Source organism: Candidatus Ozemobacteraceae bacterium (assembly GCA_035373905.1).
Classification (GTDB): Bacteria; Muiribacteriota; Ozemobacteria; order Ozemobacterales; family Ozemobacteraceae; genus MWAR01.
Map to the genome: position 1 here is coordinate 17,604 of DAOSOK010000013.1, position 25,481 is coordinate 43,084.

A 25,481-nucleotide genomic window follows, 5' to 3' on the forward strand; every position below is an offset into this window, starting at 1 on the left:
CTGACGGGCAGGGCCACCCTACCCTTTTCGTTTTCCCGCATGAATCTGGGATGACCTTCCTCCCGTGCGCGCGGAGCGGCACGGGACGGCGTTGAACGGGCTGTCGGCAAGCACCTTCGATACGTCGGAGGCTGGGGAAATGACGGTCATGGCCATTTTCTTCCGGTCGAGCAGTTCCACGGCCGCTTTCCTGATGTCGTCCTGGGTGACGGCGAGGTAGGGGCGGATCGCCTCTTCCGGGGTCTGGGGCTCGATACCGTAGAGGAACCCGGTCGCCAGGCGGTTCATGCGGTTCGTCGTGCTCTCGAGGGCGATCAGGGTGTTTCCCTTGAGCTGCTGCTTCGCCTCTTCGAGCTCGATCTTCGAGAGGCCCTTCAAGGCGAGCCGCTCGATCTCGGTGCTGATGAGTTCGAGCACCTTGGGAAGCTGGTCCGGCGAGGTGCCGGCGTAAATGCTGAAGATTCCGGTGTCTCTGAACGAGGTGTGGTAGGAATACACCGAGTACGCGAGCCCACGCTTCTCGCGGATTTCCTGGAACAGACGGCTGCTCATCCCTCCGCCGAACGCGGCGTTCATCAGGGTTACCGCGTATCTCGACTCGTCGCTGTATGAAACCCCGGGGGTGCCGATCGCCACATGGACCTGCTCGATGTTCTTCCGGAAGACGGTTGCAGCGCTGTCGGGCTTCGGCGCGGTCTTCCGATGGGCGAGGGAGCCGGGGCGGAGATCGCCGAGGTGCTTCTCGAGCAGGCCGACGAACTCGCCCGTATCGATGTTGCCTGCCGCGCACACGACGAGGTTGCCGGACACATATTGTTTGCGATATACATCGATCACTTCTTCACGCGGCATCGCTCCGACCGTGGCGCTCGTTCCGAGGATCGGCCGGCCGATCGGGGCGTCGGGCCAGAGGGTCTGTCCGAGAAGTTCGTGGATGATCTCGTCGGGGGAATCCTCGTACATCTTGATTTCTTCGAGGATGACCCTTCGCTCGCGCTCGTATTCGTCGGCATCGAAGGCCGAGTTGCGCACCATGTCGGCCAGAACCTCGACCGCGGTGGGAAGTTCGTCGCGTACGACCCGAGCGTAATAGCAGCAGTAATCCTTCGCCGTGAACGCGTTCAGATACCCGCCGATCCGGTCGAAGGCCCGGGCGATATCCTTCGGGGAGCGTTTCCCGGTTCCCTTGAACATCATGTGTTCGATGAAATGGGAGACGCCGAGCAGCCGGGGGTCCTCGTAGAGAACGCCGCTGCGGAAAAACATCCCGATCGATACGCTCTGGACCGTCGAGAAGGTCTCGGCAACGACCTTCACGCCGTTGTCCAGCCGCGTCTTGAAAAAAGGCGTTCCGCTCATGATTCACTGTTCTCCCGGCCCGGTTTCGTCGGATGTATACCGAGCGTTATACTGTCCGGCGCCGGAGCGGCATCGGCCGGAGCTTCGGCAGGGGCAGCCACGGGAGGCCGTTCCGGCGCGAGACCACCGTCGCCAGGCCCGGCATCGGCATCGGCGGACGTGGGCGCCTGGTCGTCCGCGAGGGAGCGTTCGCCATCCATCTCGGCGGTGACGTCGCGGCTTTCGGCCGGGGGCAAATCGCCCGGCAGATCGGCTTCGGGAAGCGAAAGCTCTTTGAGACTCCTGATGCCGAAGTAGTAGAGAAAGTCCTGCGTCGTCGAGTAAAGGCGGGGCCTGCCGAGAACCGGTTTTTCCCCCGACACGAAGATCAGCTTCTTCTCGAGAAGGGTGGCGACGACTCCGTCGCAGTTGACGCCGCGAATCGCCTCGATCTCGGCGCGCGTGATCGGCTGTTTGAATGCGATGACGGCCAGCGTTTCGAGCGCAGGCAGGGAGAGACTGACGAGCTTCTGGCCCTCGAGGCGCTGGATGAACGGGCTGATGAAGGCCTTCGTGGCGAGCTGAACACCCTGCTCGGTAATGATGACCTGGAGCCCCGACGAGGGGCTCTCGTCGAGGTGCAGCCTGAACTCGTTCAGAAGCTGCTCGGTCTCGGAGAACGGCAGTTCGAGGATCTCGGCGATGCGCTGGGTGGGAATGGGCGCGTGATGGACGAAGAGAAGTCCCTGCAACGCGGCGAGCAGGGTATCGCGATCCGGCCGCGGACCGGTCGGCAGGGGAAGCTGCTGCGGCTGGGCGGAGGGGTGCTGTGTCAGTTCATTGTCGGCGTTCATGCGTGTCTTGCAGTCTCGTTTCTGTCTTCAGCCGACGGCGGCCTCTTCGACGGAGTCTGCGGCCGATACCGGCCTGATCGTGATGGGCGAGAAGTTGTCGGCCTGGGCGATGTCGCACTCGCCAAGCTTGAACATCTCGAGGATGGCCATGAAGGAAAGAACGACGTCGTAGCGGTCCTTGCGGCCGCGGACGAGCTCGTTGAACGGAATTTCCCGCCGGTGGCGCAGATCGTTGAGGACCCGGCGGATCTCGTCGATTCGCGCCTCGAGGCCGATGCGGTCGACGACGACGCGATGGATCGGCGGATTCAGGCGCCGGCGGACCAGCCCCTCATACAGCGCGCGCAGATCGAACGCAGAGAGATTGATCTGGAGGATCTGCTCGGGCTGGAGTTCGTAACTGCCCGCCCGGGTGTAGATGCGCGAGTTTTTCCGCTCCATCTCCCGCAGATCGAGGGCCATGAGTTTGAAACGGCGATACTCGACGAGTTTGTCGACGAGCTCGCGACGGGCGTCTTCCTCGTAGGGAGCGGCATCGAGGTCCTCGTCGCCGGTCTCGATCTCGCCGGCCTGGGGCTTGTCGCGCGGAAGGAGCATGCGCGATTTGATCTCGAGCAGGGTCGCCGCCATGACGAGAAAGCCCGAGGCCACTTCCATGTCGAGAATCTCCATCATGTGAAGGTAGTCGAGATATTGGGCCGTAATGGTTGAGATCGGAATATCGTAGATGTTGACCTTCTGCTCTTCGATCAGGTGATACAACAGATCGAAGGGGCCCTCGAAGGCCGGGAGACGTACCTGGTATGCGCTCATCGACGTTCCGTCCCCCTCAGGAGATGAAGCCCATCGCCCGGCGGACCTCGTTCATGGTCGCCTCTGCGGTCTCGCGGGCCTTCGCCTCGCCCGCGGCCAGGACGTCCCGGACCAGGTCCGGCCGGCTCTCGATCCCGGCGCGCTTTTCGCGGATCGTGCCGAGGACGCCCTCGAGACGCTCGAACAGGATGTTCTTGCAGTCGCGGCATCCGATGCCCGCCGTCCGGCAGCCGTTCGCGATCTCGTCGAGCCTGTCCTTCGTATATATTTTATGATATGCATAAACCGTGCACACGTCGGGATTGCCTGGATCGTTCCGGCGGACGCGCTGCGGATCGGTGATCATGACGTGGATCTTCTGCTTGAGGGTTTCGGGCGTCTCGCGGAGCTCGATCGAGTTGTTGTACGATTTGCTCATCTTGCGGTTGTCGATGCCCAGCAGGACGGGGATATCAGACAGCACCTCGGCCGGCTCGGGAAAGATGTCGCCGAACACGCCGTTGAACCGGCGGACGATCTCGCGGGTGAGCTCGAGATGCGGCAACTGGTCTCGACCCACCGGCACCGCTTCCGCTTTATAGCAGATGATATCGGCCGTCATCAGGACGGGATACATCAGCTTTCCGAGCGAGGTGCCATCGCGGCTCGCCTCGTCGCGAACCTGGTCTTTGAAGGTGGGGCACCGCTCGAGCCAACCGAGCGGGGTGTACATGCTGAGGATCGTGTTCAGCTCGGCATGCTGGGGCATGGCCGACTGGCGGAAGATGACGGACTTCTCGGGGTCGATGCCGACGCTCATGAAATCGACGACCATATCGGTGATGTATCGGGGCAGTTCGTCGATCTTCAGGCGATCCGTGAACGCATGCCAGACGGCGGCGAAAAAGTAGCAGTCATACTGGTCCTGGAGTTTCACCCACGTCCGGAGGGTGCCCTCGAGGTGGCCGAGATGCAGGGAACCGGTGGTCCGCATGCCGCTGACAAGTCGTTTCTTCGCCATGATACGAGTTCAACTCCGTTGTGTCATATATAATGCTATATAATATTATTCGAGACTTCTGATGGCGTCTTCCGCCGCCTCGCGCGTTTCAGGGTCGGGATCGAGGATCAGGACGCGGCGCCAGTGGTCGATCGCCTGCGTGCGCTCGTCGAGCTTGTACCAGGCGACGCCGATATTGAATTCGGCCTCGTAATACTTCGGGTCGAGCTCGATCGCCTTTTCCCACCATTTCAGGGCGCCGCGCCAGTCTTCGCGTTTCTCCCGGATGTTGCCGAGGGTGAAGAAAAGCGTGCTGTCCTGGAATCCACGCGCGTAAAGATCGGTGAGAAGCCTGTCGGCCCGATCGTACTGGCGGTCGAAATACCAACACCTGGCAAGGAACAGCAGGTCCTTGTTGCCGAGACTGCCGCGCTCGGCATACGGTTCGAGCATCTTCTGCGCCAGGCCGTATTGCGAGAGTTCGAAGGCCTGGCGGGCGAGTTCCAGCGCGTCTTCCTTCTCGAGCCGCGACGTATCGCCTATTCGGGCGATCGCGTCGCCGGCCCCCTCCGTATCGCCAAGGCGGCGCCTGACCATCGCCTGCAGGAGGGAGATTCTCGGTTCGCCCGGGAAGGCGACGACCGCCTTCTCGATGAGGCTTCGCGCGGCTTCGAGCCGCTCGGCCTCGATCAGGAATTTCACGAGCTTCACGGTCCCGTCGATGGGCGGAAGAGACGACGCGCTCTGTTCCATCAGTTTGCCGAGATCCGGGTCGCACAGAACGGCGAGCTCGGAAACTTGTTCGTTTTTCATCACAAGACGGGGAGCGGCGACGTCGGCGGCATCGACCGTGAAACACAACGTTCCGCGGCTCTGCGTTCCCGGGCTCATATCGAACGGCCTGGCGAGACAGTCGGGATTTTCCATGGCGGCGGGGGAATAGGTTCCGCTCATCCTCAGGGTATAGTCCTTGAGCGGATCGACCGCAAACGAACGGGTTCCGGTGTTCACGAAGGTAAGCTGGATTTCGACCTTGTCCTGCTTCGCCCCGGTACCGAGGCCGCCGGTGAACGGCGTACGCCGAAACTCGTTCACGCAGACGACGATCCCGTCGGGGCCGATGACGTCTTCACCCTGCAGGAACAGGGCGGCCGCAGCGGCGGCGGGAAAGAGGCCGCACGAGCTCAGGAGTACGAGGGCAGCCGGGACAAAGGTTCGAAAAGCCGATCGTAACGACATGGCGTTCATGGTAGCACATTCCTGGCCGCCATGAAATAGAGCGAGGAATGAAAATTCAGAGCGCTCCGGCCACCCGATTCCAGTCCGGCGTATTTGCCTGCGGGAGTTCGAAACCGGGCCTAGCGAGAAGGAGCAGAAAATCGTAATCATTTCTGCCCGTATCGACGGCTTTTATTCTCAGGACGGATCTCGGGAACCGCGTGGCGAAGACCTCACGAAGCCGGCCGGCGACGTGTTCGTCGTGCCAGAGTGGCGGAAGATCGTCTCCCGACCAGGTGACGGCGACATACGCGGCTTTTCCGGCCTTGGAGAGCATCGCCGAAGCATCGCATCCCGTCTTCCAGTCGTAGATCCACCCCTTCCTGGCCCTGTCGATTTCGTCCTTTGCGGCCTGCAGATCGGCATTTCCGCGGCACCAGGCGTGAAACATCACGTCGTGATCGCTTTCGAGCCGCTTTCTGCCGCAGAATGTCAGCGGAATGACGTAGAGGTCTGCCTCGACCTCGTCTCCGAGTTCGTCGATCGGCATGTTCAGGCAGAAGATTTTTTCGGCCGCGCTGACAAGCTGGCTCTCGCAGCGGCGGATCATCATATCGAGGAGCTCGTCCGGCGGGACCGACGGGGCGACGCCCGACGCCGCCATCGTGATCCAGGCGGCGATGACGTTGTAGATGCCGGCTTGGAACAACTCGCTCTGCGTCGCCTTTGAAATTTCGAACGCCGCCTCGCGCCAATAGTGCAGGTAATCGAGTTGCTGGGCATCGAACAGCCTGTGCTGCCACGACAGGAAGGGGTTCGTCTCTTTCCTGAACGGCTTGTCGAGGGTCCGAATGAACTTGCGCCGGTTCGGCTCGGTCAGCTTTTCGAAGCCGTTCGCGAGGAGGGCGCGAAGGATGACGGCCCGGCTTTCCACGGGATCGTTGACGTACATCCTGATGCCGAGGCGCTTGAACCACAGAAGCGAGTGCGGCCGCGGTGAGATCGGCAGGAAGATGGATTTCACGGCGTCCGGGGGGAGGGATTCGAGGATCCAGGAGGGCTGGAAACGGATCACGGCCGCCCCTCCGGCGCCGACGAGGCGGCCGAGCAGACGGCTTCGCGGGCACGCACGACGACGGGATCGAAATGAAGCCCCGACTGGATGCCGAGCTCGACCCGGATCTGTTCGGGATTGAGGGCTTTGCGATACGACCTCGCCACCTTCATCGAGGCGGCGGCGTCGACGACCGCGAGGATTCGCGCCGCAAGAGGGATCTCATCGCCCACAAGGTGGTCGGGATACCCGCTACCGTCCCATTTTTCATGGTGCCAGCGAATGATGCTCGGAACGTCCTCCGTCACCGGCACGTGGCGGCGCAGAGCAAGTTCGCCGAGAAGCGGGTGGGTTTTCACGAGAAACCATTCGTCGGCGTTCAGCGCTCGAGGCTGCTTGACGATTTCGCGCGGGATGTTCGCCATGCCGCAATCGTGAAGGAGACACGCGATATGAAGGGAGGCGATCGTCCGCTCGTCGAGTTTCAAGTGCCTGGCGATCGCCCGAGCCTCGCGCGCCATGTCCGTCGCGTGCGGTTCCGCGTATCCCTCGACCGAATCGATGATGCCGGATATGCCGGCTAGAAAGGTCAGGTCTGGAATCTGCTGCATCTGCAGGCGCTCCTGCAGATCGAAATACCGCCACGCAAGCCAGGTGCATGCGACGGCGAGGGCGAGATTGAGGATGTAGATCGCCATTTGAAGAGATCAGAAGCCGAAGTTGGCTCCCAGGGAATACCTGCTTTCGGTGTTGAGATTGTCCGGAGCAAGATACCCGAAATCGATCGCGAGCGCATCACTCAAGTGATGTCGAAGCCCAATGAGAAAATCGTTGCCGGCGTAGTCCATGATCAGCTGGGTCTCGGGATCGAGATTGAGATTTGCCCCGAGAACGAAGAACAGCGGGTCAACAGGCGAGAACTTGTCCGGATACCTGCCGAAATGGGCGTATTTTTCGGTGCCCTCCATGGCCAGGTTCGCCCCGAGCCCAACCACGACGCGGTTTCCCGGCAAGCCCGTCAGCACCATCACCGAATCTTTCCAACCGTCGGTCGTGTCGATCACGGCGGCGGCGGCAACGTTTGGGCGGAGTTTATATTTGGCCGCAAACACCGGGTCGAACTGGCTCTTTCCCGAGCCCGTGACGAACCGCTTCATGACAGCGATTTCGGTGTCGTCGGAAAACGCGAACACGCCTTTGAGCGAGCCGACGCGGTCGACGCCGTCGCCCCCGTTGATATGCGCCGCCGCCCTCGCCCCGCCCGGTGGCAGGACATCGAGGCCCGGAACGAGCATGGTGCCCGAAAGGCCGCACAGGGTCGCATCGTCGGCCTGCTGCGCCGCCACGGGCGACGCGGGCATCGCAAATAACGCGGCGGCCAGCGCAAAGCCGGCCGCCTTCGATACGAACGAGCGAATGATGTTCGATGAGCTAATCGCTTTCAAGCTGGTTCAACCTTTCCCGAACTTTGTCAGCCTCAGCATGATCGGGAAATCGCTTCAGGAACTCAGAGTACTGTTTCTTGGCTTCATCATTGTCTTTCAGCTGAGTCCGGTACAGATCTCCCTTGCGCATCAAGGCCTCAGCCGATACATCGGCATCCGGGTATCGTTCCGTGAGCCTGTCGTAATAATCGATCGCCTTACGGGCCCCCTCGTCGTTCTTGCGATATCTCACGGTGCCATCGACAACGCGTGTCTTGTAGTCGGTGAGGTTCTCCTCGTAGATGCGGCCGAGCTTGAAGAGGCTCTGATCAGCGTTCGGAGCGTCCGGAAACTTCTGCATCATTTCTTCGAGGGTGGCGGCGGCGTTCTTGTAATCCTTCTGCTTTTCGTCCATCATGCTCGCCATCAGCCTGTAGGCATCGCGAGCCAGATCGGAGTTCGGGGAATCTGCGATGACCTTCCGATAGGCCTCGATCGCTTTCGCGTAGTCTCCCTGTTTTGCATGCATGGCGGCGAGGTCCATGTTGGCCTGAGCGCTCTGGGCTTCCGACTGTGCGGCTTCGGCGATGTTTTCCTGCGCCTCGATCGCCGCGACGCTCTGGCCGGTGCCAGGAGCGAGGGCCTTCATCCGCTTCTGGGCCTCCCGGAAAAAGGAGCTGTACGGGTGTTTTTCGACGAGTTCGCGGTACATTCGCGCCGCATCCTCGAATTTTCCGGTGCGCTCGTAGGAGAAAGCGAGGTGGTAGACGACTTTGTCGATCGACATGAAGTTCGGGTATTCGGATAAAACGCGCGCATACGCATCGATGGCCTTCGGATAATCATTCAGGCGCTCCTCGTAGACCCTGCCGAGATCGTACAGAATCCGGGGCGAGTCCGGCCCCTTCACACCGCCGGCCTTGACGCCCTCCGACATGTTCGTCGCGGCGTCGAGGAAATGACCGAGCGCCTGCGACATCTCATTCTCGGCCTGGCGCATCCGGATCGTTCCGATTTCGACACGGGCGGCGGCCGCGAGTTCGGGGTTTGAAAAAAGGTTCTGGAGGGCACCGATCGCACCGTCGAAATTGGACTGGGCAAGAAGTTGCTGCGCCTGCTGGTATTCTCCGGTCATCTGGATTGCGGCGTTCTGGCCGGCGGCCGGGGCTCCCCCCCCTGCGCTCCAGAGCGAGCAGGCTGAGATCAGCACGGCGACGACCGCGTCGCGACGGATTCGAACGGGAAAGGAGAGAATCATGGGCGACCTCCGTTATTCAGGCGTTCCAAGTGCATCAGACAATCGACGAATTCGAGTGTTCCGCAGGCGATTATACGTGTGATCCCGCGAGATTGACAAGGGTTCCCGGCTCTGTTAGGTTTTTCAGACGGGCTCATATTCACCGAATTTCTTTCTGAAAGGGCTCATCGTGCCAGGAACAAATGCCGATATACCGAACGGCGGAGTTACTCATCGGGTTGAAACTCCCGGCTTGATCTTCGATCTGCTACCGATCGAAAAGGTCGCACCCAACCCGAAGCAGCCCCGCAAGATCTTTGACCGCACCACCCTTGAAGAGCTTGCCCAGTCGATCCGTGCGAACGGCGTTCTCCAGCCGATTCTCGTCAGACGCTGGGGCGACGGGTATCAGATCATCTCCGGCGAGCGGCGGTATCAGGCCTGCAAGATCGCCGGCCTGACGCAGATTCCCGCCGTCCTCCGCGACATGAACGAACAGCAGACCCTCCTTGCTGGCCTGATCGAAAACATCCAGCGGGAAGACCTGAATCCCGTAGAAGAGGCGGCGACGCTCCGGCAGATTATCCTGGAGTTCGGGTTGACGCACGACGAACTGGCCCGGCGGCTCGGAAGAAGCCGTTCCGCCCTCACGAACCGCCTGCGGCTGCTCTCGCTCCCGGGTCACGTCCAGCAACTCATCGCGAGCGGAAAGATCTCCGCCGGCCACGCCAAGATGCTGGCAGGGCTCCGCGATCACAGCGAGGTCCAGGCCTGGGTCGACCGGATTCTTACCAAGAGCCTCTCGGTATACGAAACGGAAAAGGAACTGGCCGATGCGAAGCCGTCCGGAAACGGGCACCCGGGAAACAGGTCTCGAGCTTCGGCACCCCGGAAGCAGGCCGGCGATATCCATGTCCGCCAGGTCGAATCACGCATCCAGGAACTGCTCGGCGCCAAGGTACACATCCGGCAGGGCCGCGCCAAAAGCCGGATCGAGATAGAATTCTATAGCAATGAAGATTTGGAACGAGTCGTAGACATGCTGCTGACCCTTCGCCAGTAACGGCGAGGAGAGGGCGGCGAAACCCTGAACTTCGACCGTAAGAAGGGAAACGAGTTCGGTGTATATAAAATTCTGGGGTGTCAGAGGATCCGTTCCCGTTCCCGGGAAAGATACGATCCGCTATGGCGGAAACACGACCTGTATTGAGATTCGCACGAATGAAGGCCAGCTGATCATCGTCGATGCCGGGACGGGCATCCGTCTTCTCGGTCTCGAGCTTCTCAAGGGTGATTTCGGCAAGGGGAAGGGCGTCGCGCACATTCTCTTCACCCACTCCCACTGGGATCACATCCAAGGTTTTCCCTTCTTTCCGCCCGCGTATATCGGCTCGCGCGACGCGTCCGGCGCCCGCGTCGACGGCTCATGCAACACGCTTCATCTGTACGGCGCATCGGACGTCGACGATCGCCTCGAAGCGACGCTGCGCGGCCAGATGGAACACTTCTACTTCCCGGTCGATCTCAACACCCTGAGCGCCAAACTCACCTTCAATCCCATGCAGGGAAAGCCGATCGATATCGGCGCGGCGCAGATTTCATCCCGCCGTCTCATTCACCCGAACGGCGTGCTCGGGTATCGCATCCAGGACGGCGACAGCAGCGTCGTCGTGGCGACGGACTGCGAACATCCGTCGGACGGCTCGATCGATGCGAATCTTCTCGAACTTGCCACCGGAGCCGACCTCCTGATTTACGACGCACAATATACCCCCGAGGAATACAACCCCGCGGCCCACGGAAGCCGCGGCCCGAGCAAAATCGGCTGGGGTCATTCGACGATGGTCGAAGGCGCGAAGCTCGCAAAGACCGCCGGCGTGAAGCACTTGGTTCTCACTCATCACGATCCCCTTCACAACGATGTCGCGATCGATGCGATCGAGAAGCGTGCCAAATCCGAGTTTCCGTCTTCCCAGGCGGCGTTTGAGGGGCTCGTCATTCAGATCTGATTCTTCCCGGTACCCCCTGTTTCACGACGAACCGGGGTGTGCTACTATTGGGGCGACATGGGCAGCACCCCGTTCCTCACACCCGTTTTCCTTTTCGGCTCGATTCGCGGCGGTTCAGGCAAATCGAGCATCGTCGCCCATCTCTCGGTTTACCTCCAGTCGAAAAGCCGACGAGTCGCGGTCATCGACGCCAATGCCCCGTTTCCGAACCTTTTCCGCAGCGTTCTCCCCCGTTCCGTCTCACTCGAATGCTACACTGACCTGACGGACCTGGTGGTCGAGGGGTCGTCGCGGTTCAGACGCACATTCGTTTTCACCGCCACGGACAAGATTTCGTATTTTCCCGCGTTCAAGCTGAAAGACCCGGTGCGCCTGCTGTCGGATGCTTCCCTCCGCGACTTTTTCCTCCAGCTCCGATCGCACTTCGACGTCGTGCTGATCAACCTGCCGCCCGGCTGCGACAATTTCGTCGTCGCCGAGACATTCCTGCAGAGACGCGGGAACGATGCGGGGGCACCGGCCGCCGTCCTGGTCACGACGACCGACGTGCGAAGCCTGGCGTTGCTGGACTCGATGCTCAGGTCCCGGCCGGCGTTGTTTCATTTCGCGCGCGAACGGCTCATGTTCGTCTACAACATGCTTCCGCGCGGCATCGAAGATACGACGATCGAACGGGCGCGCCTCAACTGGAACGAGACCCGGCGGTTGTTCCGGCTTCCGATCTCTCTCGGCATATCGATGATCGACGAGTTCGAGGCGCAGGCGAAAGCCGCCTTGCCCCTCGTCACCCAGGAATCCTCGCTCATCCGGCAGACGATGGCGACCCTGTCAAGAACGCTGTCGGACGTCGCGGAGGGCCAATGGCAAGGAGATCCCCCCAAAGGGGAGGCCGACGAGTTCGCCCCCTGTCTCGACAGCTTTCTCCTCGAGCGGCTGAACCGGCACATCGAGCCCCTGCAGAACATTCTCGCCCGCCGTCTCTGCACGCACGGAGCTATTATATCATCTTTTATAGAATCAAGCGCATCCGCCTACCGCTTTCGTCTTCGCCTTTCCGGCATCGGCCGCCGAAGCCTCCCGCCGATCCTCGACCTCCACTTCCCGGCCTTCAAGACCGAGCGCGGCGGAAGAATCCCTCCACGATTCACCCTCGATCCCGAATTCGCGCCGCCGCCGGAGTCCGCTCTCGAGCAGGAGGAACGGCCGTCCATTTCCGCGAAACCGCTGTATCATTTCGACGACCGGTTCGCTTCGAGATGCCGGTTCGATATCTTTTCAGAAACTTCTTTTTCCTGGCTCGACGCCATGTCGGACAGGAACCCTGAATGGCGGGGCTACATCGCGCCCTCGGATCTTCCATCCCTTACCCGGCTTCTCGGGTTTCAGAAGAATCTGCGGAAGCAGGATGCGTTTCTCTTCCAGCGCATCGAGTTCGCTCCGGAGATCAGGCCCTCGCTGATCTCGACGGAGTTCAACCTCTGCACGTCGTTTTCCTGCCGCGCAGCTTTTCCATGGCTGTTTGACGACCGTCTCCGCGCCGCTCCGGCGAGCGTCGGCCACGTCGCGCTCGACATCCCCTCGCGCGAGGCTCTCTCCGTCCCCGCCGGGCCGGATGCGTATCTCGAACTTCCGGGGTTCGTTCGAACGAACCTGGCGCTCATCGCCAGCATCGTCCCGAAGTCCGAAGACGAGGACCGCGTCACCCGCCAGATACGCGCCGGTATTCACCCGCGCCGAGAGCTGGCCCCCTCCGCCCCCCCGCAACCGCGCTCGTATCCGCCCGAAACGCGGGCATGTGCGACTCCGGAGCTCACCCCGTTCGAAGCCCGGCGGTCCTCCTTCGCTCTCAGACTTGGCGTTCTGCTGGCCGACTTCTCGGCCCTCCCTCACGACACCTCCTTCCTGACCGACGAGATCTGCGCCGGGTTCGAGAAATTCCAGACCGACGCGGCTTTCCAGATACGCCTTCGCCGCCGGAAACGCCTTGCCTTTCCGTCGACGTCTCCGCTGCCGGGCGAACTCGCCCTCGGATCGATCCCGACTCCGTCCCGCAACCTCCCGATCGCTCCCGGCCTCGGCCTTTCCCTGCCCCAAACCTTCGGAATAGATTCCGACTCGATCCACGCGCGCGATTCGGCACCTCTCCCGGAATTCATCGGCCGCCTCTTTTTCGAACCATCGCTCCAACGCGCCGTTCCAATCCCCCCCCCTCCATTCCGCCTGCCACGCCGCTTCGGCATGGCCCCCTTCCTGATCGAACTGACTCTGCCGCGGATCGCCTGGGGAGACCTTCCCTACCGGGTCGCGGTTCAGGAGACCTCTTCCCGCCCCTCTCCGGCTTCGCTGGATTTCGCCGCCGGCCTCGAAATATACGATTATCTATTCAAACAAGGCATTTCCGGCATATCCCTGCTGAAGAGGCCTCCCAGCATTTCCGTGTTTTTCAAGCCGATGACCTGGTCGTTCAGGAACCTCGAGTATGCTCCCGTCACGCGCCGCCCGTTCGACACCCGGAGCGTTTTCCCGGCTGCCTGGAGCCCGGGGAAAATCGCGCAGTATGCCGGTTTCCAGAGGCTCCAGTCCGGCTCATTCGCCGTCATCGACGTCGACTGCACCGACCACGTGAAACTGCTCAGGCTGCCTTTCCTCCAGCTTCTGGCGCCTTCCGCCCCCACGAACGCCGCATCATGGGTGTACGGAACCGTCGATGTCGCCCCCGTCCGCGATCCGGCCGTTCCTTCGGAATGCGAGTTCTGGAACCTCTACGAGCCGGACAACCAGTTTCCCCTTCCGGATTTCGGAAAGCGCCCGGGTCTCGTCTCGTCGGGGCCCATCGTCAGCACCGCAATGCCGCCCCTCTCCACCCCAAACCCAGGGCTATGCATATTCGCGTTCGACATCCGCGAGTTCGCCCCTCCCGGGTATCAGCCTCCGGAAACCGCCATCAGCATTCTTTCGGAACCCTACACGATCCTCACGACCCTCCCCTCCTGCCTCGAACCGGTTTCCCCGCGTCGACCACTCTCCATCGGCGAGCGCTGGCTCCTCGTCCGGGCGGCGGCGTGGAACGATTCCGCAACGCGCATCCGGCTTCTCGAGCACATGCCGGCCCGATTGAAGTCCCCCACGCTCGACATCATCAAGCCGTATTCGCGGCCGGCTCTCCCTCTGCCGCCGGTCAGCCCCGAGCCGACCTGCGCCCAGCCTCCCATGCCCCCCAGAACGGATTTTCGGAAGCCATACAGGCACCCCGACCCCGCGATTCTTTTCACGCCTGCTTCGCCGGGCCCGCTCCTCAAGAAAGTGTTCCCGCTCGAACTCCTGGCACGACGTTCGAAACTCCCCTACTCGATGGTATCCGGAATCGACATGCTGTATGCCTGTCTCATGGATCGCGCCCGAAGATCCCTGTATGGGCCGATCGAGCACAGGCAAACAAAAATCGTCCAACCGCCCCGATTCTGGCGCGACACGCTCGCCGTCTCCAATCCGCCGAAGAAGGCTTCCGCCCACGATATTGACGTGTTCTTCTCCTGCCCCGACCGCATTCATGAGAAAATCGTCCGAAGGCAGGCGATCCTCGGCTCCCGCGTCACGGGGCTGCTGGAAGCCATCAAACTAACCCAGGCTTCGGTGGATCGCCTCTCTTCCAGCACCCCGTCATGAGCCTGTCGCATCTCGGGAAATTTTCCGAACCCGTTTTCGACGCGGCTCTCCCGGCAAAGCCGACGATTTTCCCGGTCGCCCGCCGGGTCGTCAGCCACGCCGCACGGTCGCTGTTCGCCGGAAAACTGCTGTTCCCCGTCGCCATTCCCGGGAAGGAAGGACAGCACTGTTTCGCCTCGGATCCCCGACGCCTTTTCCGCATGCCGCGCGTGAAACATTCCTCCGTTTCCGTTCTTCCGGCCGTCGTCTCGAGAACGAACCACACGTTCGCCCCGCCGCCTCACGCTCAGATCCAGCCCCGACAGCGACTCGACTTCTCTCCATGCAAACTTCCGCCTCGCCCCGAGCTGCGGCCCCGCGCCCCCGCCTCAATCGGCGCACCGGTCCTCTCTCTCGCGGAAGCGTGCGCGCAGCCGTCCATCCGCCTCTCCCGGCCTCCCGTGAAGAACCTCAGGGAGCCGCTGTATTTCCAGAAATGCCTCATCTCCCGCTTCGAGATTTCCCGTCTTCGCCGGATGGCGCAGGCATCCGACTGGCAGTCCGTCTCGAAACCGCCTGCGGATCTCGTTCCTGCGTCGCCCCTGCCGGAACCATGGAATTGGTTCGCTCTTTCGGCGCGGGGCCGGGCCGACCGTTCATCAGTCATGACACGCCCCCTGCAGGCCGGTCCTCTCGATCCTCCCCGGCCCCGGCTTCTCTACCCGACCGCAACGCGAAGGCCGTCCCTCATGCCCCCCCTCTGGAAATTCCTTGCGCACGGCCGGCACGCCGTTTCCGCCTGGCGGCCTGTCTGCCGTCTGCCGACCGGGCCTCTCTCCATCCTGTCGTTGCAGAGGCGGCTTCCTTTCGCGGAGCTCCTTCCCGAAGGTCCTCCCCCGGCACCGATAGACAGGGATGTATATCTATCTATATATATTTCGGACGCTCTTTCCATCCGGCCCCATTCTTTCATCGCGGAATTTTCTCACGGCCGAAGCCGGGTTCGGCCGGCGGCCCACTCCGGCATCGCTCCGGTTTTTCATCCCGACGCTCGCCTCGCCGCCCCGACCGCCCACTCGGGAACCGTGACGGAGATCATCACGAATATCGCCCGCGCACGTCTTGCCGACATCCGGGGTGTTCCGCCGGCCCGACTGGCCAGGAAATGGCCTCACGCCGTCTTCCGACCGCTTCGGCAACTTTTGTTCCGCAAGCCGTTTGCGAAGCGCTTCGATTTCCCCCCCCCTGAACCACCCGGATTCAACGTCATCGCGCCCAGATCATTCGCTTCTCTCCGCCCCGTCAGCGGAGATCTCCGCGCGGCAATGAAGAATGAACCAGACGCCGCCAGAGCGAAGCCCGCCGAGCGGCGCTCCCGCAGTTCGTTCAGCCATTCTCCGATGGAGCGTTTCCTGGCGAAGACCGGACTTCATCTTCCCGACGCCCGCGTGTCCGATCTCCGCATCTCCGCCATTCAGCCGGCTCCCGTGATGTGCCCCGGCGGCGCGACCCGCAAGGGCGTCAGACAAGCGCTCGGCATGCCCGAACGCCGTGCCGTCGCCGAAAAGGCCCTGTTCACTCCGAGAGAAAAGCAGCGCACGACGTTCAGGACATCGGCCGTTCCCGCGCAACCCAACGTTCACGCTTCAGAACTTCGCGTTCCCGTTCCCGCCATGCAGGTGCTGTGCCTGACCGCCGCTCCTCGCGGCCCCAGGCCTCTTGCGCTTCCCAGACGCCTCCCGCCCGCCGGCGAGCCTGAACGCATGCTCAGACTCATCGCCTCGCTTCCCCGCAGAGCCCATTCGACAAGGCATTACCTGCTGACGCTCGAATCGAACCTCATGCCCTGGAAGCAACGTTCACAGCCCCGACGCACCCGGGTCGCCCTGCCCAGAGAGCTCCTGGTTCCTCGCTCGCCCTCCTTCGCCAGGGAAGTCATGCTCCCCCAGGATTTCCAAGCGGTTTCACCCGCCTCGAAACGCGCCTTTCTCACCACGGGCATCAGCACGGCCTTTCTCTCTCTCCGCGAAGCCGCCCTGCCGGCTTCCCTCCGCATCGCGCACGACCGGCCCCGCCTTTCACCGACGCCATCGCCACCCCCGACGTCCGTTGCAGGGGCCCGGTTTCTCGACGCCCCCGAATGGATTCGCCCCGCCCGCCAGCCCAGAATGAAAATCCGTTACTGGCCCACATTCTATGAACTCTCGCCCACGACGCCGGCCGTCGGCATGCGGCTTTCGGAACTCGGCCGCGCCGCCCTGCCGCCGGCCCCGGCGTCACGAGCGATCGCATCCCTCGCCGGCGTCTTCGGCATCAGACGGCGCGATCGCCCCCGCGGCCCGTACAGCATGCGACAGCCGAAACGCTGGCTTTTGAAGACGAACGCGGCCGCGATCGGCGTTCCCGACGTCTGCCTCCACGAAATGGCTCTTCCAACGACCTCCCCGTCGAGACTCGACTCGGGCGAGCGTCACCCGCCCGCCTTCATGGGCCCGGCGTTCCGCGCCCCCTGGACGTCGGTCGTCATCAGACCGGAGGAGCTCCGTCAGTTCGTTGCGGAACCCGCGGCCCCCCCGCCCCCCGAGCGGCTCCCGCACTGCAGGGCCACGACACGGCCGGCCACCGAGCCCGCCCTCTCGTTCCAGGAGGCGCCGATGCCCCGCGTCATTACGACCGCGAGACTTTCCCCTCTGTCTCCTCCCGGAGAGACGTTCGTCATCAGCTTCGGCCCCCAATCCTTCAGACCGGTCGGCCCCGCCGTATCCGGCGCTCGATGCGAACCGCCCGGTGAAGTCCGGCTCGACTCCCTGCGAATCATCGAACCGTTCGTCGAACTCCGGCCGGATCTTTTCGCCGACGAGTTCGGGGAACCGGCGGCAGGCGGCGGCTTCTTCATCCGCGACCTTCTCTGCGATCTCATCGTCGTCCGCGGCGATCACTATGCACGCTGGCGAAGCCTTTTTTTCCCGTACAAGCCCGACGTTCGAGGCCTCGGCGACGTATCCGACGCTCCGCTCGAGCCGACGCCCGAATCCTTCATGCAAACCCTGCTCGACGGAATGGGACCGCTCGAACTCGCTCCCGGCATTCTCGCCATGCGGCGGGAGCATGAGGAGCCTCCGACGGTAAGAGACGAAAAAGTACCTTTCCCGTTTGCTCCGGGACATCTCCGCGCCGAACCCTTCAGCAGACTTCCCGTCCTCTTGTCAGACGTCTTCGGATTCGACATCCTCGAGGCTCCGGCCGCGCCGGCCGAGGAATGGGATTTTTCGACATCGATGTATGTGCCGTTCATCCCGGCTCCCCTGCCGAACATCCTACCGCGTGAGGACGGCCTCGCAGCCGCCTCGTCTCCGTTCCCTCAATCTTTTTCGGAGCCGGTTCCGTCCGTTTCCTGGCCCCGCCGGCATCCCGCGGTATCCGAAGCATTCCCGTCGCTCGAACAGCCCGGCAATCATGCGATCATCATCGCCGGTCGATGGAACCGCAAACTTCCCGTCGACGGCGGGTTCCGTGTGCGCCACTCGATATCATCCCCAACGCTGTTTTCCGGCGTTCACCGGCTGGAACTGCCTGCTCTTCCCCCAGAGGCTTTCCAGGCCTTGCACATCGTCGATCTCGCACCGGCCACAATCGTCTGTCACACGTTGCTGAATCCCGTTGCATCGCCTGCGGCGCGACTGGCGACTCCAGCGTCTTCCGGTCCAAGCATTCCGTCGGACACGGTTTCGGCATCTCGCACGGCCGTCCTTCCGTTCGCGCGGCCGTTGCTCCATTTGCCTGCCGGGCGGTACAGGCAGCACGAGGTTTCGGGAGTTGGCGCAGGCAGACGGATTTCCTTCCGGAAACAGGAGTTCGGCTTCGCCCTTTCCCCCATCGGCGTCTTTCCTTCGCTGGCCCTGCCGATGCTCGAACGAAAGGAGCGGCGGTGTTCCTCGAAGTTCAAAATCTCCATTCCCGGAAAGGCAGCCGTTCATCCGGCCGCGATTCCCGACTGGGTGGAGCTGTCGTCCGCACGACCGGCGTGCAGACCTCCGGCCGGCCTACAAACACCTACATGATGCGTTGACTTGCCCTCGGTCATGAAGTTAGAATGCCCGTAAGTTCCGCCTGAGAGGAAGAACATGAATTTTATCTCCATGTATGACAAAGGCATGGTCCGACCAAACAACGAGGACTACACAGAGAGTTTCCAGTGGAACTGGTGCAGTTGCACGGGCGTCCAGGAGTCGTTCACGGCTCTCATCGTGGCAGACGGCATGGGCGGCGCCGCCGCCGGCGAGTATGCATCCTCGCTCGCCGTGAAAACCATCAAAGAGAAGCTCCAGGCCAGTCTCCTGTCGGACAACGTCGAGGCCGTCCTCGCGGGGGACCTTCGGGAAGCGCTGGCCGGCTACTGCAAAGAGGCGAACGCGGCGATCTATTCCAAGGCCCAGGCGAACCCTGAGATGGAGGGCATGGGAACGACAATCGTCATAGCTATTATATGTCGTGATATGCTCACGCTGTGCCACGTGGGTGACAGCCGCTGCTACATGCACCGGGAAAACCGCCTGAAGCGTCTCACCCGAGATCATTCTCTCGTTCAGGAGTTGATCGACGCAGGCAAGATCGCTCCCGACCAGGCGGAAAAGCATCCGAACAAAAACGTGATCACACGGGCGCTCGGCGTAGCCGCAACGGTCGAGCCGGAGTGTTCACGGCTTCCGATTTTCACGGGGGACGTCCTGGTCCTCGGGAGCGACGGTCTGTGCGGCTTCGTGGACGAACACACGATCAAGGACATGGTCGAGAAGCAGGCTTCCCAGCCCAACGCGAATCTCAAGCAACTCGCCCAGAACCTTATCGAGTGCGCCAACATGAACGGAGGCGCCGACAATATTTCCGTCTGCCTCTATCGCCACTGACGCCTGACGGGTAGCCCCGACCATGACCGATCCGCGGGATACCCGACACACATCCGGTCCCGATCGAAGCGTCGAGGATATGGACGCGCTCGCCCGCGAAATCGACGAACTCGCGAGACAGCGCGAGCGGATCTTCCAGGCGCTGAAGCCGACCTCCGCACCAGCCGCCGCAGGCCTTGCCGAGCGCGCCGATCGGCTCGAGGCCGAAAACCGGCAGCTGAAGGAGCGGATCACCGCACTCGCCGAGTCGAGTTCCGGCCCCCTGGCCGACAAACTTCGAAGAACCGAGGAACTTCTCGAGGAGCGCACGCACGAACTCCAGCAGATGCGCCTGCAGAGTGCGTCCGAAGCTGCCCTTCTCGAGGAGATGAAGAAGCAGAATGCCGAGATCGAGCGGCTCAAAGCCCGGCTGTCCGAAGCCGACAAGGAGAAGCCCGATATTGCGGCACTCCAGGACGAACTCCGGAGGCTGAAGCTCAACCTCGCCGACGCGGTTCTCGAGCAGAAGCAGGCCGGCGCCACGAGCCAGGAGCTCCTGAAGCAGATTTTCGAGCTCAAGCAGGAGGTGTTCCAGCACCAGTCGCAGGTCAGGGACCTCACTGCACGACTCGATCTGAGCAAGCGGAACGAACAGGCCCTTTCCGAGCAGGAAAAAAAGCAGCAACTCGAACTCGCCGCCCTCCGCGCCGCGGTCGAGGAGTCGGCCCGGCAGATAGACAGACTGCAAGAGCAGACCCAAAGTCTCTCCGCCGAACGCGAGAAGGCCCTGGAGGAACTCGAGAAGGCACGCGCCGCCGCCGCCGAGTTCCAGACGGCGTTCACGAACCTCAAGGCGGAATACGAAGCCGAGAAGATCCAGCGGCAGGCGGCCGAAACCCGCGAGCATGAGATCGTGACGTCGTTCGACGCGATCAATCAGGAACGCCTGCTCCTCAAGGAAAAAGTCTCGCGGCTTCTCGTCGGCGTCAAGGCGTATATCACCCCGCCGTCGCGGCCCGCATCGTCGACGCCCGAGGACGGGGCCCTCGAGCCCAAGGAGATGCGGCCCTACATCCCCTTCTGCTTCCCCGACCGTCTCCCTGCGCAACTGCGCCCCCACTGGAAACGGACAAAGCGCCTTCCGCTCGTCACGCCGCCGGGAAGCCTGGTCACCGTTCGTATGGACGAGTTCAACAGACCGATTCGCAAACCGTTGCTGCAGACATACCGGTTCCGCGAGCTGGTGTGCCCGCCGACCTCGGCCCTGCCGACCGAGCCATATCTGCATTCCTTCCCCAGAGATTTTTCCATCGTCGCATCTCCTCTCGAATTTTCGTTCGCGGCGGCCCGATCGTCACATCCGTTCCCGGGGCCGTCGCGGCTCGAGGGCGTCGAACGCCGTTTCCCGCCCAGATCGCCGATCATCGAGTTCTCCGAAAAAATGGTTGTTCCGCCGATCGAGACGAAGGTTTTCACCACGTCGGTCGCCATGTTTTTCGACTACCTCGCAAGCGACATCATCACCGCGTTCCGGAACAGCATGTACCGCCTCGGATACCGGTATCCGGCAGGTTCTTCCCCTCGGGAACTCATGTTCGGCCCCGAAACGAAAACGATCTCATCGGGAAGGGTTGCCTTACACACCACTTCTCATCTACAATTCGCGTTGCGTTACCCGGTACGCACGGAACTGCCCCCGCGATTCCCGCAGGACCGGCTCAAATATCTGCTGCGAACGATCGGAGACTCGCTCTCTTCCATGATGGCCCGGCTTGACGACAACGAACCCGACGACGACTCGGAACCCAAACGAACGTAAATCACCGCTTCCCGGTATTCATTCCATTCAGAGACGCATGACGCAGGAGGACCCATGAAACGCACGTATCTGCAGGACGAGGCGAACACCCACTACAACCTCGGTATCGCCTATTACACGAAGGGACAGTATGAACTGGCCATCTCGGAGTGGATCCAGTCGCTGATCAAGAATCCGCAGAACGGCGAGGCGCGCTTCAAGCTCGGCGTCGCCTACTACCAGCTCAACCGCATCGACGAAGCCCTGAAGGAATGGGAGATGGCGGTGCAGCTCGACCCGCGCAACTTCGAGGTGCTGCACAACCTCGGCATCGCCTACTACAACAAGGGCGACGACTCGAAGGCGATCGAGAATTGGGAACTCTGCCTCGAAATCAAGCCGCAGGATCCCGAGATCCATTTCAAGCTCGGTATCGCCTACTACAACCTCGGCAAGGAAGACCGCGCCATCACGCTCTGGGAAAAGGGCACCAACCTCAACCCCGAGGATTCCGACATCTTCTTCCGGCTCGGCGTCGCCTATTACAACAAGGGCCTCGACGACAAGGCCGTGCTCTCGTTCTCGAAGGCGATCGAGCTGAACCCCAAGAACTCCGAGGCGCACAACAATCTCGCCATCGTCTACTACCGCCTCGAGATGTACCCCCAGGCCATCGACGAGTGGAAGAAGGCGCTCGCGCTCAGCCCGCGCCAGCCCGAGATCTACAACAATCTCGGCAACGCCTACAGCAAGCTCAATCAACACCGGGAGGCGATCGAGATCTGGCAGAAGATCCTCGAGATCACGCCGCAGAACGCCGAGGTGCTGTTCAAGCTCGGCTCGGCCTACGGCAAGCTCGACGATCTCGACAAGGCCATTGAATACTGGAGTCAATGTATCTCCGTCAACCCGAACGACATCGAGGCGCAGTTCAACCTCGGCGTCGCGTTTTACAATAACGGCAACTTTAAAAAGGCCATCACCTACTGGAACACCGTCCGCGAGAAGCGCAGCGAGGACGCCGACATCTGCGAGAAGATCGGCAACGCCTACTGCGGCCTCGAGGACTTCGCCGAGGCGGCAAAGTTCTGGAACCGCGCCGTGTCCTACATGCCCGACGACGCGCAACTGCACCACAAGCTCGGCATCGCCTATTCCAAGCTGAACAAGACCCAGGAGGCGATCTTCCAGTGGCAGAAGTCGGTCGAGCTCGACCCGAACCACTTCGAAGCGCACCACAATCTCGGCATCGCCTTCTACAACCTGCAGCGGTTCGACGAGGCCCAGAAAGAGTGGGAAAAGGCCCGCGAGCTGAGCGGCAACGACCCCGACATCTACTTCAAGCTCGGCCACGCCTACCGCCAGAAACGCCGCCTCGACGAGGCGATCGCCTCCTGGAAGAAGGCGATCGAGCTCGATCCGAGCAACTCGAACGCCCACTTCGTGCTCGGCAACGTGTATGACGAGAAGGGGCTGATCGACGACGCCATCCTCTCGTGGCGGCGCGTCGTCGAGCTGTCGCCGAACGACATCGACGCGCACAACAACCTCGGCATCGCCTACTTCCAGAAGAACCTGTTCGACAAAGCCATCGCCGAGTGGGAGGACGCGATCCGCATCACCCCCGAGAACGGAGAGCTGTACAACAAGCTCGGCATCGCCTACATCAAGATGGACCTGTTCGACAAGGCCGTCGAGTGCTGGGAAAAGGCCCTCAAATACAAGCCCGAGGACGCCGACATCCTCTCGAACCTCGCGACCGCCTACCACAACCGCGAGATGTACGACAAGGCGATCGACATCTGGAAGCGCGTCATCAAGTACAACCCGCAGGACGCCGAGGCCCGCAACAAGCTGGGCATCGCCTACTACAACAAGGGCATGTACGACCAGGCGATCGAGCTGTGGAAGAAGGCGATCGAGCTCAACCCGAAGGACGCCGCCGCCTACTACAACATCGGCACCGAGGAGTTCGAGAAGGGTCGTATAGCGGAAGCTATAACAGCCTTCCGCAAGGTGCTCGAGATCGACCCGAAGTTCAACCAGGTGCATTACAACCTGGCGATCATCTACGCGCGCAAGCGCCAGTTCGGCGACGCCGTCGAGTCGGCCCGCCGCTACCTGCAGATCAGCCCGACGGGCGTCGAGGCCGACAACCTGAAAACCCTGATCGACCAGTGCGAGCACGAACTGGAGCAGAACGCCGAGGTCTGACCACGGCAGGTCCGGCGGTTTTCACTCCTGCTGAAATCATGAAGGGGCGGGTTTCAAACCCGCCCCTCCGTATGTTCGCGTGACAGACACGGAACATTCACGGCTTACCAATCGTGCCGTATGATGCCACCGCCGTCGGCGTTCACGTCGAGAATCGCGTTGGCGCCTTCCTGCCAGCGGAATGAACCGTCCGCCATCTTCATCAGGAACTTGTATTCGAACACGGCGCCGATCGGGAGCTCCAGACTCGTCATCCACGTGAGGTCACCCGTTTTCGTAAGGCGGGGCAGTCTCTCGGCCTTCGAATTCCAGTCGCCGAGCTGGGGAAGACCGCCAATGAGATGGATGGCGGCTCTGTCAGGAAGCTCCTCGTCGAGTTTCAGTTCGAACGAAATCTTCTTCCGCCCCCGAGCGAACGGATCCAACCGGGACCGCAGGAGCATCTCGTGCTCGCGAGTCCAGCGTCCCGGGATGTCGGCATCGATGACGAACAGGGCGCAGCGCAAACCGCCGAGCTTCACGCGGAGCGTTCCGTCAGTTATATTTGCCGATATACATCCAAGAAGGTCGTTCACAGCCGCTGGTTTCCGGGCAGGCGCCGGGAGAGGGACGTTCAGGTCCCGGGAGGCGGTCGCAAAGTTGAAAACCACAATTGCCTGTTGATCGGGTGTCAACCGCCCGAAGGCATACATGTCACGATCCATTGCGAGATGAATCTGCATACCGCGGGTCAGGGCCGGATGGCTCTTTCTGACTGCGATCAGTTTTTTCGTTTCGCCAAGAATGGGATTGCCGGCTTCGAACCGCATCGATCTCCTCGTCGAACACCAGGGTTCGATCGCACCGTCCAGCCCGATTTCGTCGCCGTAACAGAGGGTCGGGATGCCGCGCGCCGTGAGGAGCAGGCTGAGTGCGAGCAGGTAGCGGTCGCGATTGCCGCCGCAACTCGTGATGAACCGATCGAGGTCGTGGTTGTCGAGGAACGTCGCGAGCAGGCCGGCGTCGGGATACACCCGATCCATGGCGAATCTCACGCCGAGCTGGCGGGCGTCGCCTCCGCGGGAGATCACGTCGCGCAGGGTGTAATAGAGCGGATAATCGAACAGCGTGCCGAACGATCCCGCGTTCCAGGCGTCGGATAGCGTCGCGGGGTTCCCGTCCATCAGTTCGCCGAGCGTCAGAAATCCCTCGCCGTATCGTTCACGAAGACCGGAATTGAACGTCTTCCAGAACGAGATCGGCACATGTTTCACCGCATCGAGTCGGAAGCCTGCCGGTCTGATCTGCTCCACCCAGTATTTTGCCACCGAGGAGAAAAACCGTTGAACGACGGGCTTTTCGCTCGCGAAATCGGGCAGGCCGAACAGGCGGTATGACTCGAGCTGGTTCCGGTCGTTCCAGTCCGTGATGTTGCCGTTCGCATGGAACCAGTCCGGATGCAACGCTGCGATGGGAGCGTCGTAGCCGGCATGATTCACGACCATGTCAAGCAGCAGGGCGAGGCCCCTGCGATCCATGTCGTCGCGCAGCTCCCGAAGCTTGCGCATCGTGCCGAATCTCGGGTCGACCCTGAAGAAATCCCAGATCCAGTATCCGTGATACGCCTGCTGCCCGTAGAACGGCATGGGCCGGTTCCGGGCGACGGGACTCAGCCAGACGCCGGTGACGCCGAGATCGGTCAGCCAGTCGAGTCGCGCTCGCAGGCCGTCGATATCGCCGCCGTGAAACCCGCGCGGGTCCCGCGGATTGACGTCGAAATCGTCGCACGGGCAGCCGTTCTCGAAGCGGTCGAGCAGGACGAAATACAACACCTGGTCGCGCCAGGAGTCGATCGTCCGGGATTGGCCGCAACGGCCGGCCGGCACGGCGGCGAGAAGCAGAACCACGCAAGTGACGAAGGCCCGGAACGCCGTTCCGAACGGTTTCGTATATTTCAACATATTGTTCCTCCGTCGCCGGTCACGAAAAGGCGTTTCACAGGTGCCGGCTTCCATGGTAGGATACCCTCGAGG

At 61.9% G+C, this 25,481-nt stretch carries 17 protein-coding genes; 7 read left to right on the plus strand and 10 right to left on the minus strand.

Annotated elements, in window-relative coordinates; genetic code table 11:
* Positions 1–18: 18 nt before the first annotated feature.
* From PLU72_07980 to PLU72_08020, 9 genes are read right to left on the minus strand one after another with little or no spacing between them, the layout of a single operon-like run.
* On the minus strand, positions 19–1,359 hold the full coding sequence (locus tag PLU72_07980; protein HOT28114.1) for a pitrilysin family protein: 1,341 nt from the start codon (positions 1,357–1,359) through the stop codon (positions 19–21).
* Entirely contained in the window at positions 1,356–2,192 is an 837-nt protein-coding gene (gene scpB, locus PLU72_07985) for an SMC-Scp complex subunit ScpB (GenBank protein HOT28115.1), read from the minus strand. The genes PLU72_07980 and scpB overlap by 4 nt, the downstream gene beginning before the upstream one ends.
* A 27-nt stretch (positions 2,193–2,219) precedes the next feature.
* Positions 2,220–3,005 (minus strand): segregation/condensation protein A, encoded by a 786-nt coding sequence (locus tag PLU72_07990; protein ID HOT28116.1) that lies wholly within the window; start codon positions 3,003–3,005, stop codon positions 2,220–2,222.
* Positions 3,006–3,021: 16 nt separating this feature from the next.
* A complete protein-coding gene (gene trpS / locus PLU72_07995) occupies positions 3,022–4,005 on the minus strand; it encodes a tryptophan--tRNA ligase (protein ID HOT28117.1) in 984 nt (327 codons plus the stop codon).
* 45 nt (positions 4,006–4,050) lie between these two features.
* A complete protein-coding gene (locus PLU72_08000; GenBank protein HOT28118.1) occupies positions 4,051–5,232 on the minus strand; it encodes a tetratricopeptide repeat protein in 1,182 nt (393 codons plus the stop codon).
* 46 nt (positions 5,233–5,278) lie between these two features.
* The gene (locus PLU72_08005; GenBank protein ID HOT28119.1) at positions 5,279–6,277 is read right to left on the minus strand and encodes a hypothetical protein; all 999 of its coding nucleotides are present in this window, start codon (positions 6,275–6,277) and stop codon (positions 5,279–5,281) included.
* Positions 6,274–6,954 carry an HD domain-containing phosphohydrolase gene (locus PLU72_08010; protein HOT28120.1) on the minus strand — a complete coding sequence of 227 codons (681 nt, stop codon included), beginning with the start codon at positions 6,952–6,954 and terminating at the stop codon, positions 6,274–6,276. Before PLU72_08010 ends, PLU72_08005 begins: the two co-directional genes overlap by 4 nt.
* A 9-nt stretch (positions 6,955–6,963) precedes the next feature.
* A complete protein-coding gene (locus tag PLU72_08015) occupies positions 6,964–7,701 on the minus strand; it encodes a hypothetical protein (protein HOT28121.1) in 738 nt (245 codons plus the stop codon).
* On the minus strand, positions 7,688–8,938 hold the full coding sequence (locus tag PLU72_08020) for a tetratricopeptide repeat protein (protein ID HOT28122.1): 1,251 nt from the start codon (positions 8,936–8,938) through the stop codon (positions 7,688–7,690). Before PLU72_08020 ends, PLU72_08015 begins: the two co-directional genes overlap by 14 nt.
* 232 nt (positions 8,939–9,170) lie before the next feature.
* On the opposite strand from PLU72_08020, the gene PLU72_08025 reads away from it, so the two are divergent.
* From PLU72_08025 to PLU72_08055, 7 genes are all read left to right on the plus strand, one after another.
* Positions 9,171–9,980 carry a ParB/RepB/Spo0J family partition protein gene (locus PLU72_08025; GenBank protein HOT28123.1) on the plus strand — a complete coding sequence of 270 codons (810 nt, stop codon included), beginning with the start codon at positions 9,171–9,173 and terminating at the stop codon, positions 9,978–9,980.
* Between the two features lie 58 nt (positions 9,981–10,038).
* Positions 10,039–10,926 carry an MBL fold metallo-hydrolase gene (locus PLU72_08030; GenBank protein ID HOT28124.1) on the plus strand — a complete coding sequence of 296 codons (888 nt, stop codon included), beginning with the start codon at positions 10,039–10,041 and terminating at the stop codon, positions 10,924–10,926.
* Between the two features lie 57 nt (positions 10,927–10,983).
* Positions 10,984–14,592: a hypothetical protein gene (locus PLU72_08035; GenBank protein ID HOT28125.1), complete on the plus strand. Its 3,609-nt coding sequence runs from the start codon at positions 10,984–10,986 to the stop codon at positions 14,590–14,592.
* Positions 14,589–18,632, plus strand: a complete 4,044-nt coding sequence (locus PLU72_08040) for a hypothetical protein (GenBank protein HOT28126.1) — start codon at positions 14,589–14,591, stop codon at positions 18,630–18,632. Before PLU72_08035 ends, PLU72_08040 begins: the two co-directional genes overlap by 4 nt.
* A gap of 93 nt (positions 18,633–18,725) precedes the next feature.
* Positions 18,726–19,478 (plus strand): Stp1/IreP family PP2C-type Ser/Thr phosphatase, encoded by a 753-nt coding sequence (locus tag PLU72_08045; protein HOT28127.1) that lies wholly within the window; start codon positions 18,726–18,728, stop codon positions 19,476–19,478.
* A 22-nt stretch (positions 19,479–19,500) separates the two neighbouring features.
* Complete coding sequence (locus tag PLU72_08050; GenBank protein HOT28128.1) at positions 19,501–21,276, plus strand: hypothetical protein; 1,776 nt, start codon at positions 19,501–19,503, stop codon at positions 21,274–21,276.
* Between the two features lie 54 nt (positions 21,277–21,330).
* Positions 21,331–23,469, plus strand: coding sequence for a tetratricopeptide repeat protein (locus tag PLU72_08055; protein ID HOT28129.1), 2,139 nt, complete (start codon positions 21,331–21,333; stop codon positions 23,467–23,469).
* A gap of 104 nt (positions 23,470–23,573) precedes the next feature.
* On the opposite strand, the gene PLU72_08060 is transcribed toward PLU72_08055, so the two are convergent.
* Positions 23,574–25,409 carry an alpha-amylase family glycosyl hydrolase gene (locus tag PLU72_08060; GenBank protein HOT28130.1) on the minus strand — a complete coding sequence of 612 codons (1,836 nt, stop codon included), beginning with the start codon at positions 25,407–25,409 and terminating at the stop codon, positions 23,574–23,576.
* Between the last annotated feature and the right edge of the window lie 72 nt (positions 25,410–25,481).

What these genes read in the sequence shown, in the direction of transcription:
- PLU72_07980 (HOT28114.1), bottom strand. Translation starts at nt 1,359, where the DNA reads ATGAGCGGAACGCCTTTTTTCAAGACGCGGCTGGACAACGGCGTGAAG.
- scpB (HOT28115.1), bottom strand. Translation starts at nt 2,192, where the DNA reads ATGAACGCCGACAATGAACTGACACAGCACCCCTCCGCCCAGCCGCAG.
- PLU72_07990 (HOT28116.1), bottom strand. Translation starts at nt 3,005, where the DNA reads ATGAGCGCATACCAGGTACGTCTCCCGGCCTTCGAGGGCCCCTTCGAT.
- trpS (HOT28117.1), bottom strand. Translation starts at nt 4,005, where the DNA reads ATGGCGAAGAAACGACTTGTCAGCGGCATGCGGACCACCGGTTCCCTG.
- PLU72_08000 (HOT28118.1), bottom strand. Translation starts at nt 5,232, where the DNA reads ATGAACGCCATGTCGTTACGATCGGCTTTTCGAACCTTTGTCCCGGCT.
- PLU72_08010 (HOT28120.1), bottom strand. Translation starts at nt 6,954, where the DNA reads ATGGCGATCTACATCCTCAATCTCGCCCTCGCCGTCGCATGCACCTGG.
- PLU72_08020 (HOT28122.1), bottom strand. Translation starts at nt 8,938, where the DNA reads ATGATTCTCTCCTTTCCCGTTCGAATCCGTCGCGACGCGGTCGTCGCC.
- PLU72_08035 (HOT28125.1), top strand. Translation starts at nt 10,984, where the DNA reads ATGGGCAGCACCCCGTTCCTCACACCCGTTTTCCTTTTCGGCTCGATT.
- PLU72_08040 (HOT28126.1), top strand. Translation starts at nt 14,589, where the DNA reads ATGAGCCTGTCGCATCTCGGGAAATTTTCCGAACCCGTTTTCGACGCG.
- PLU72_08045 (HOT28127.1), top strand. Translation starts at nt 18,726, where the DNA reads ATGGTCCGACCAAACAACGAGGACTACACAGAGAGTTTCCAGTGGAAC.
- PLU72_08050 (HOT28128.1), top strand. Translation starts at nt 19,501, where the DNA reads ATGACCGATCCGCGGGATACCCGACACACATCCGGTCCCGATCGAAGC.
- PLU72_08055 (HOT28129.1), top strand. Translation starts at nt 21,331, where the DNA reads ATGAAACGCACGTATCTGCAGGACGAGGCGAACACCCACTACAACCTC.
- PLU72_08060 (HOT28130.1), bottom strand. Translation starts at nt 25,409, where the DNA reads ATGTTGAAATATACGAAACCGTTCGGAACGGCGTTCCGGGCCTTCGTC.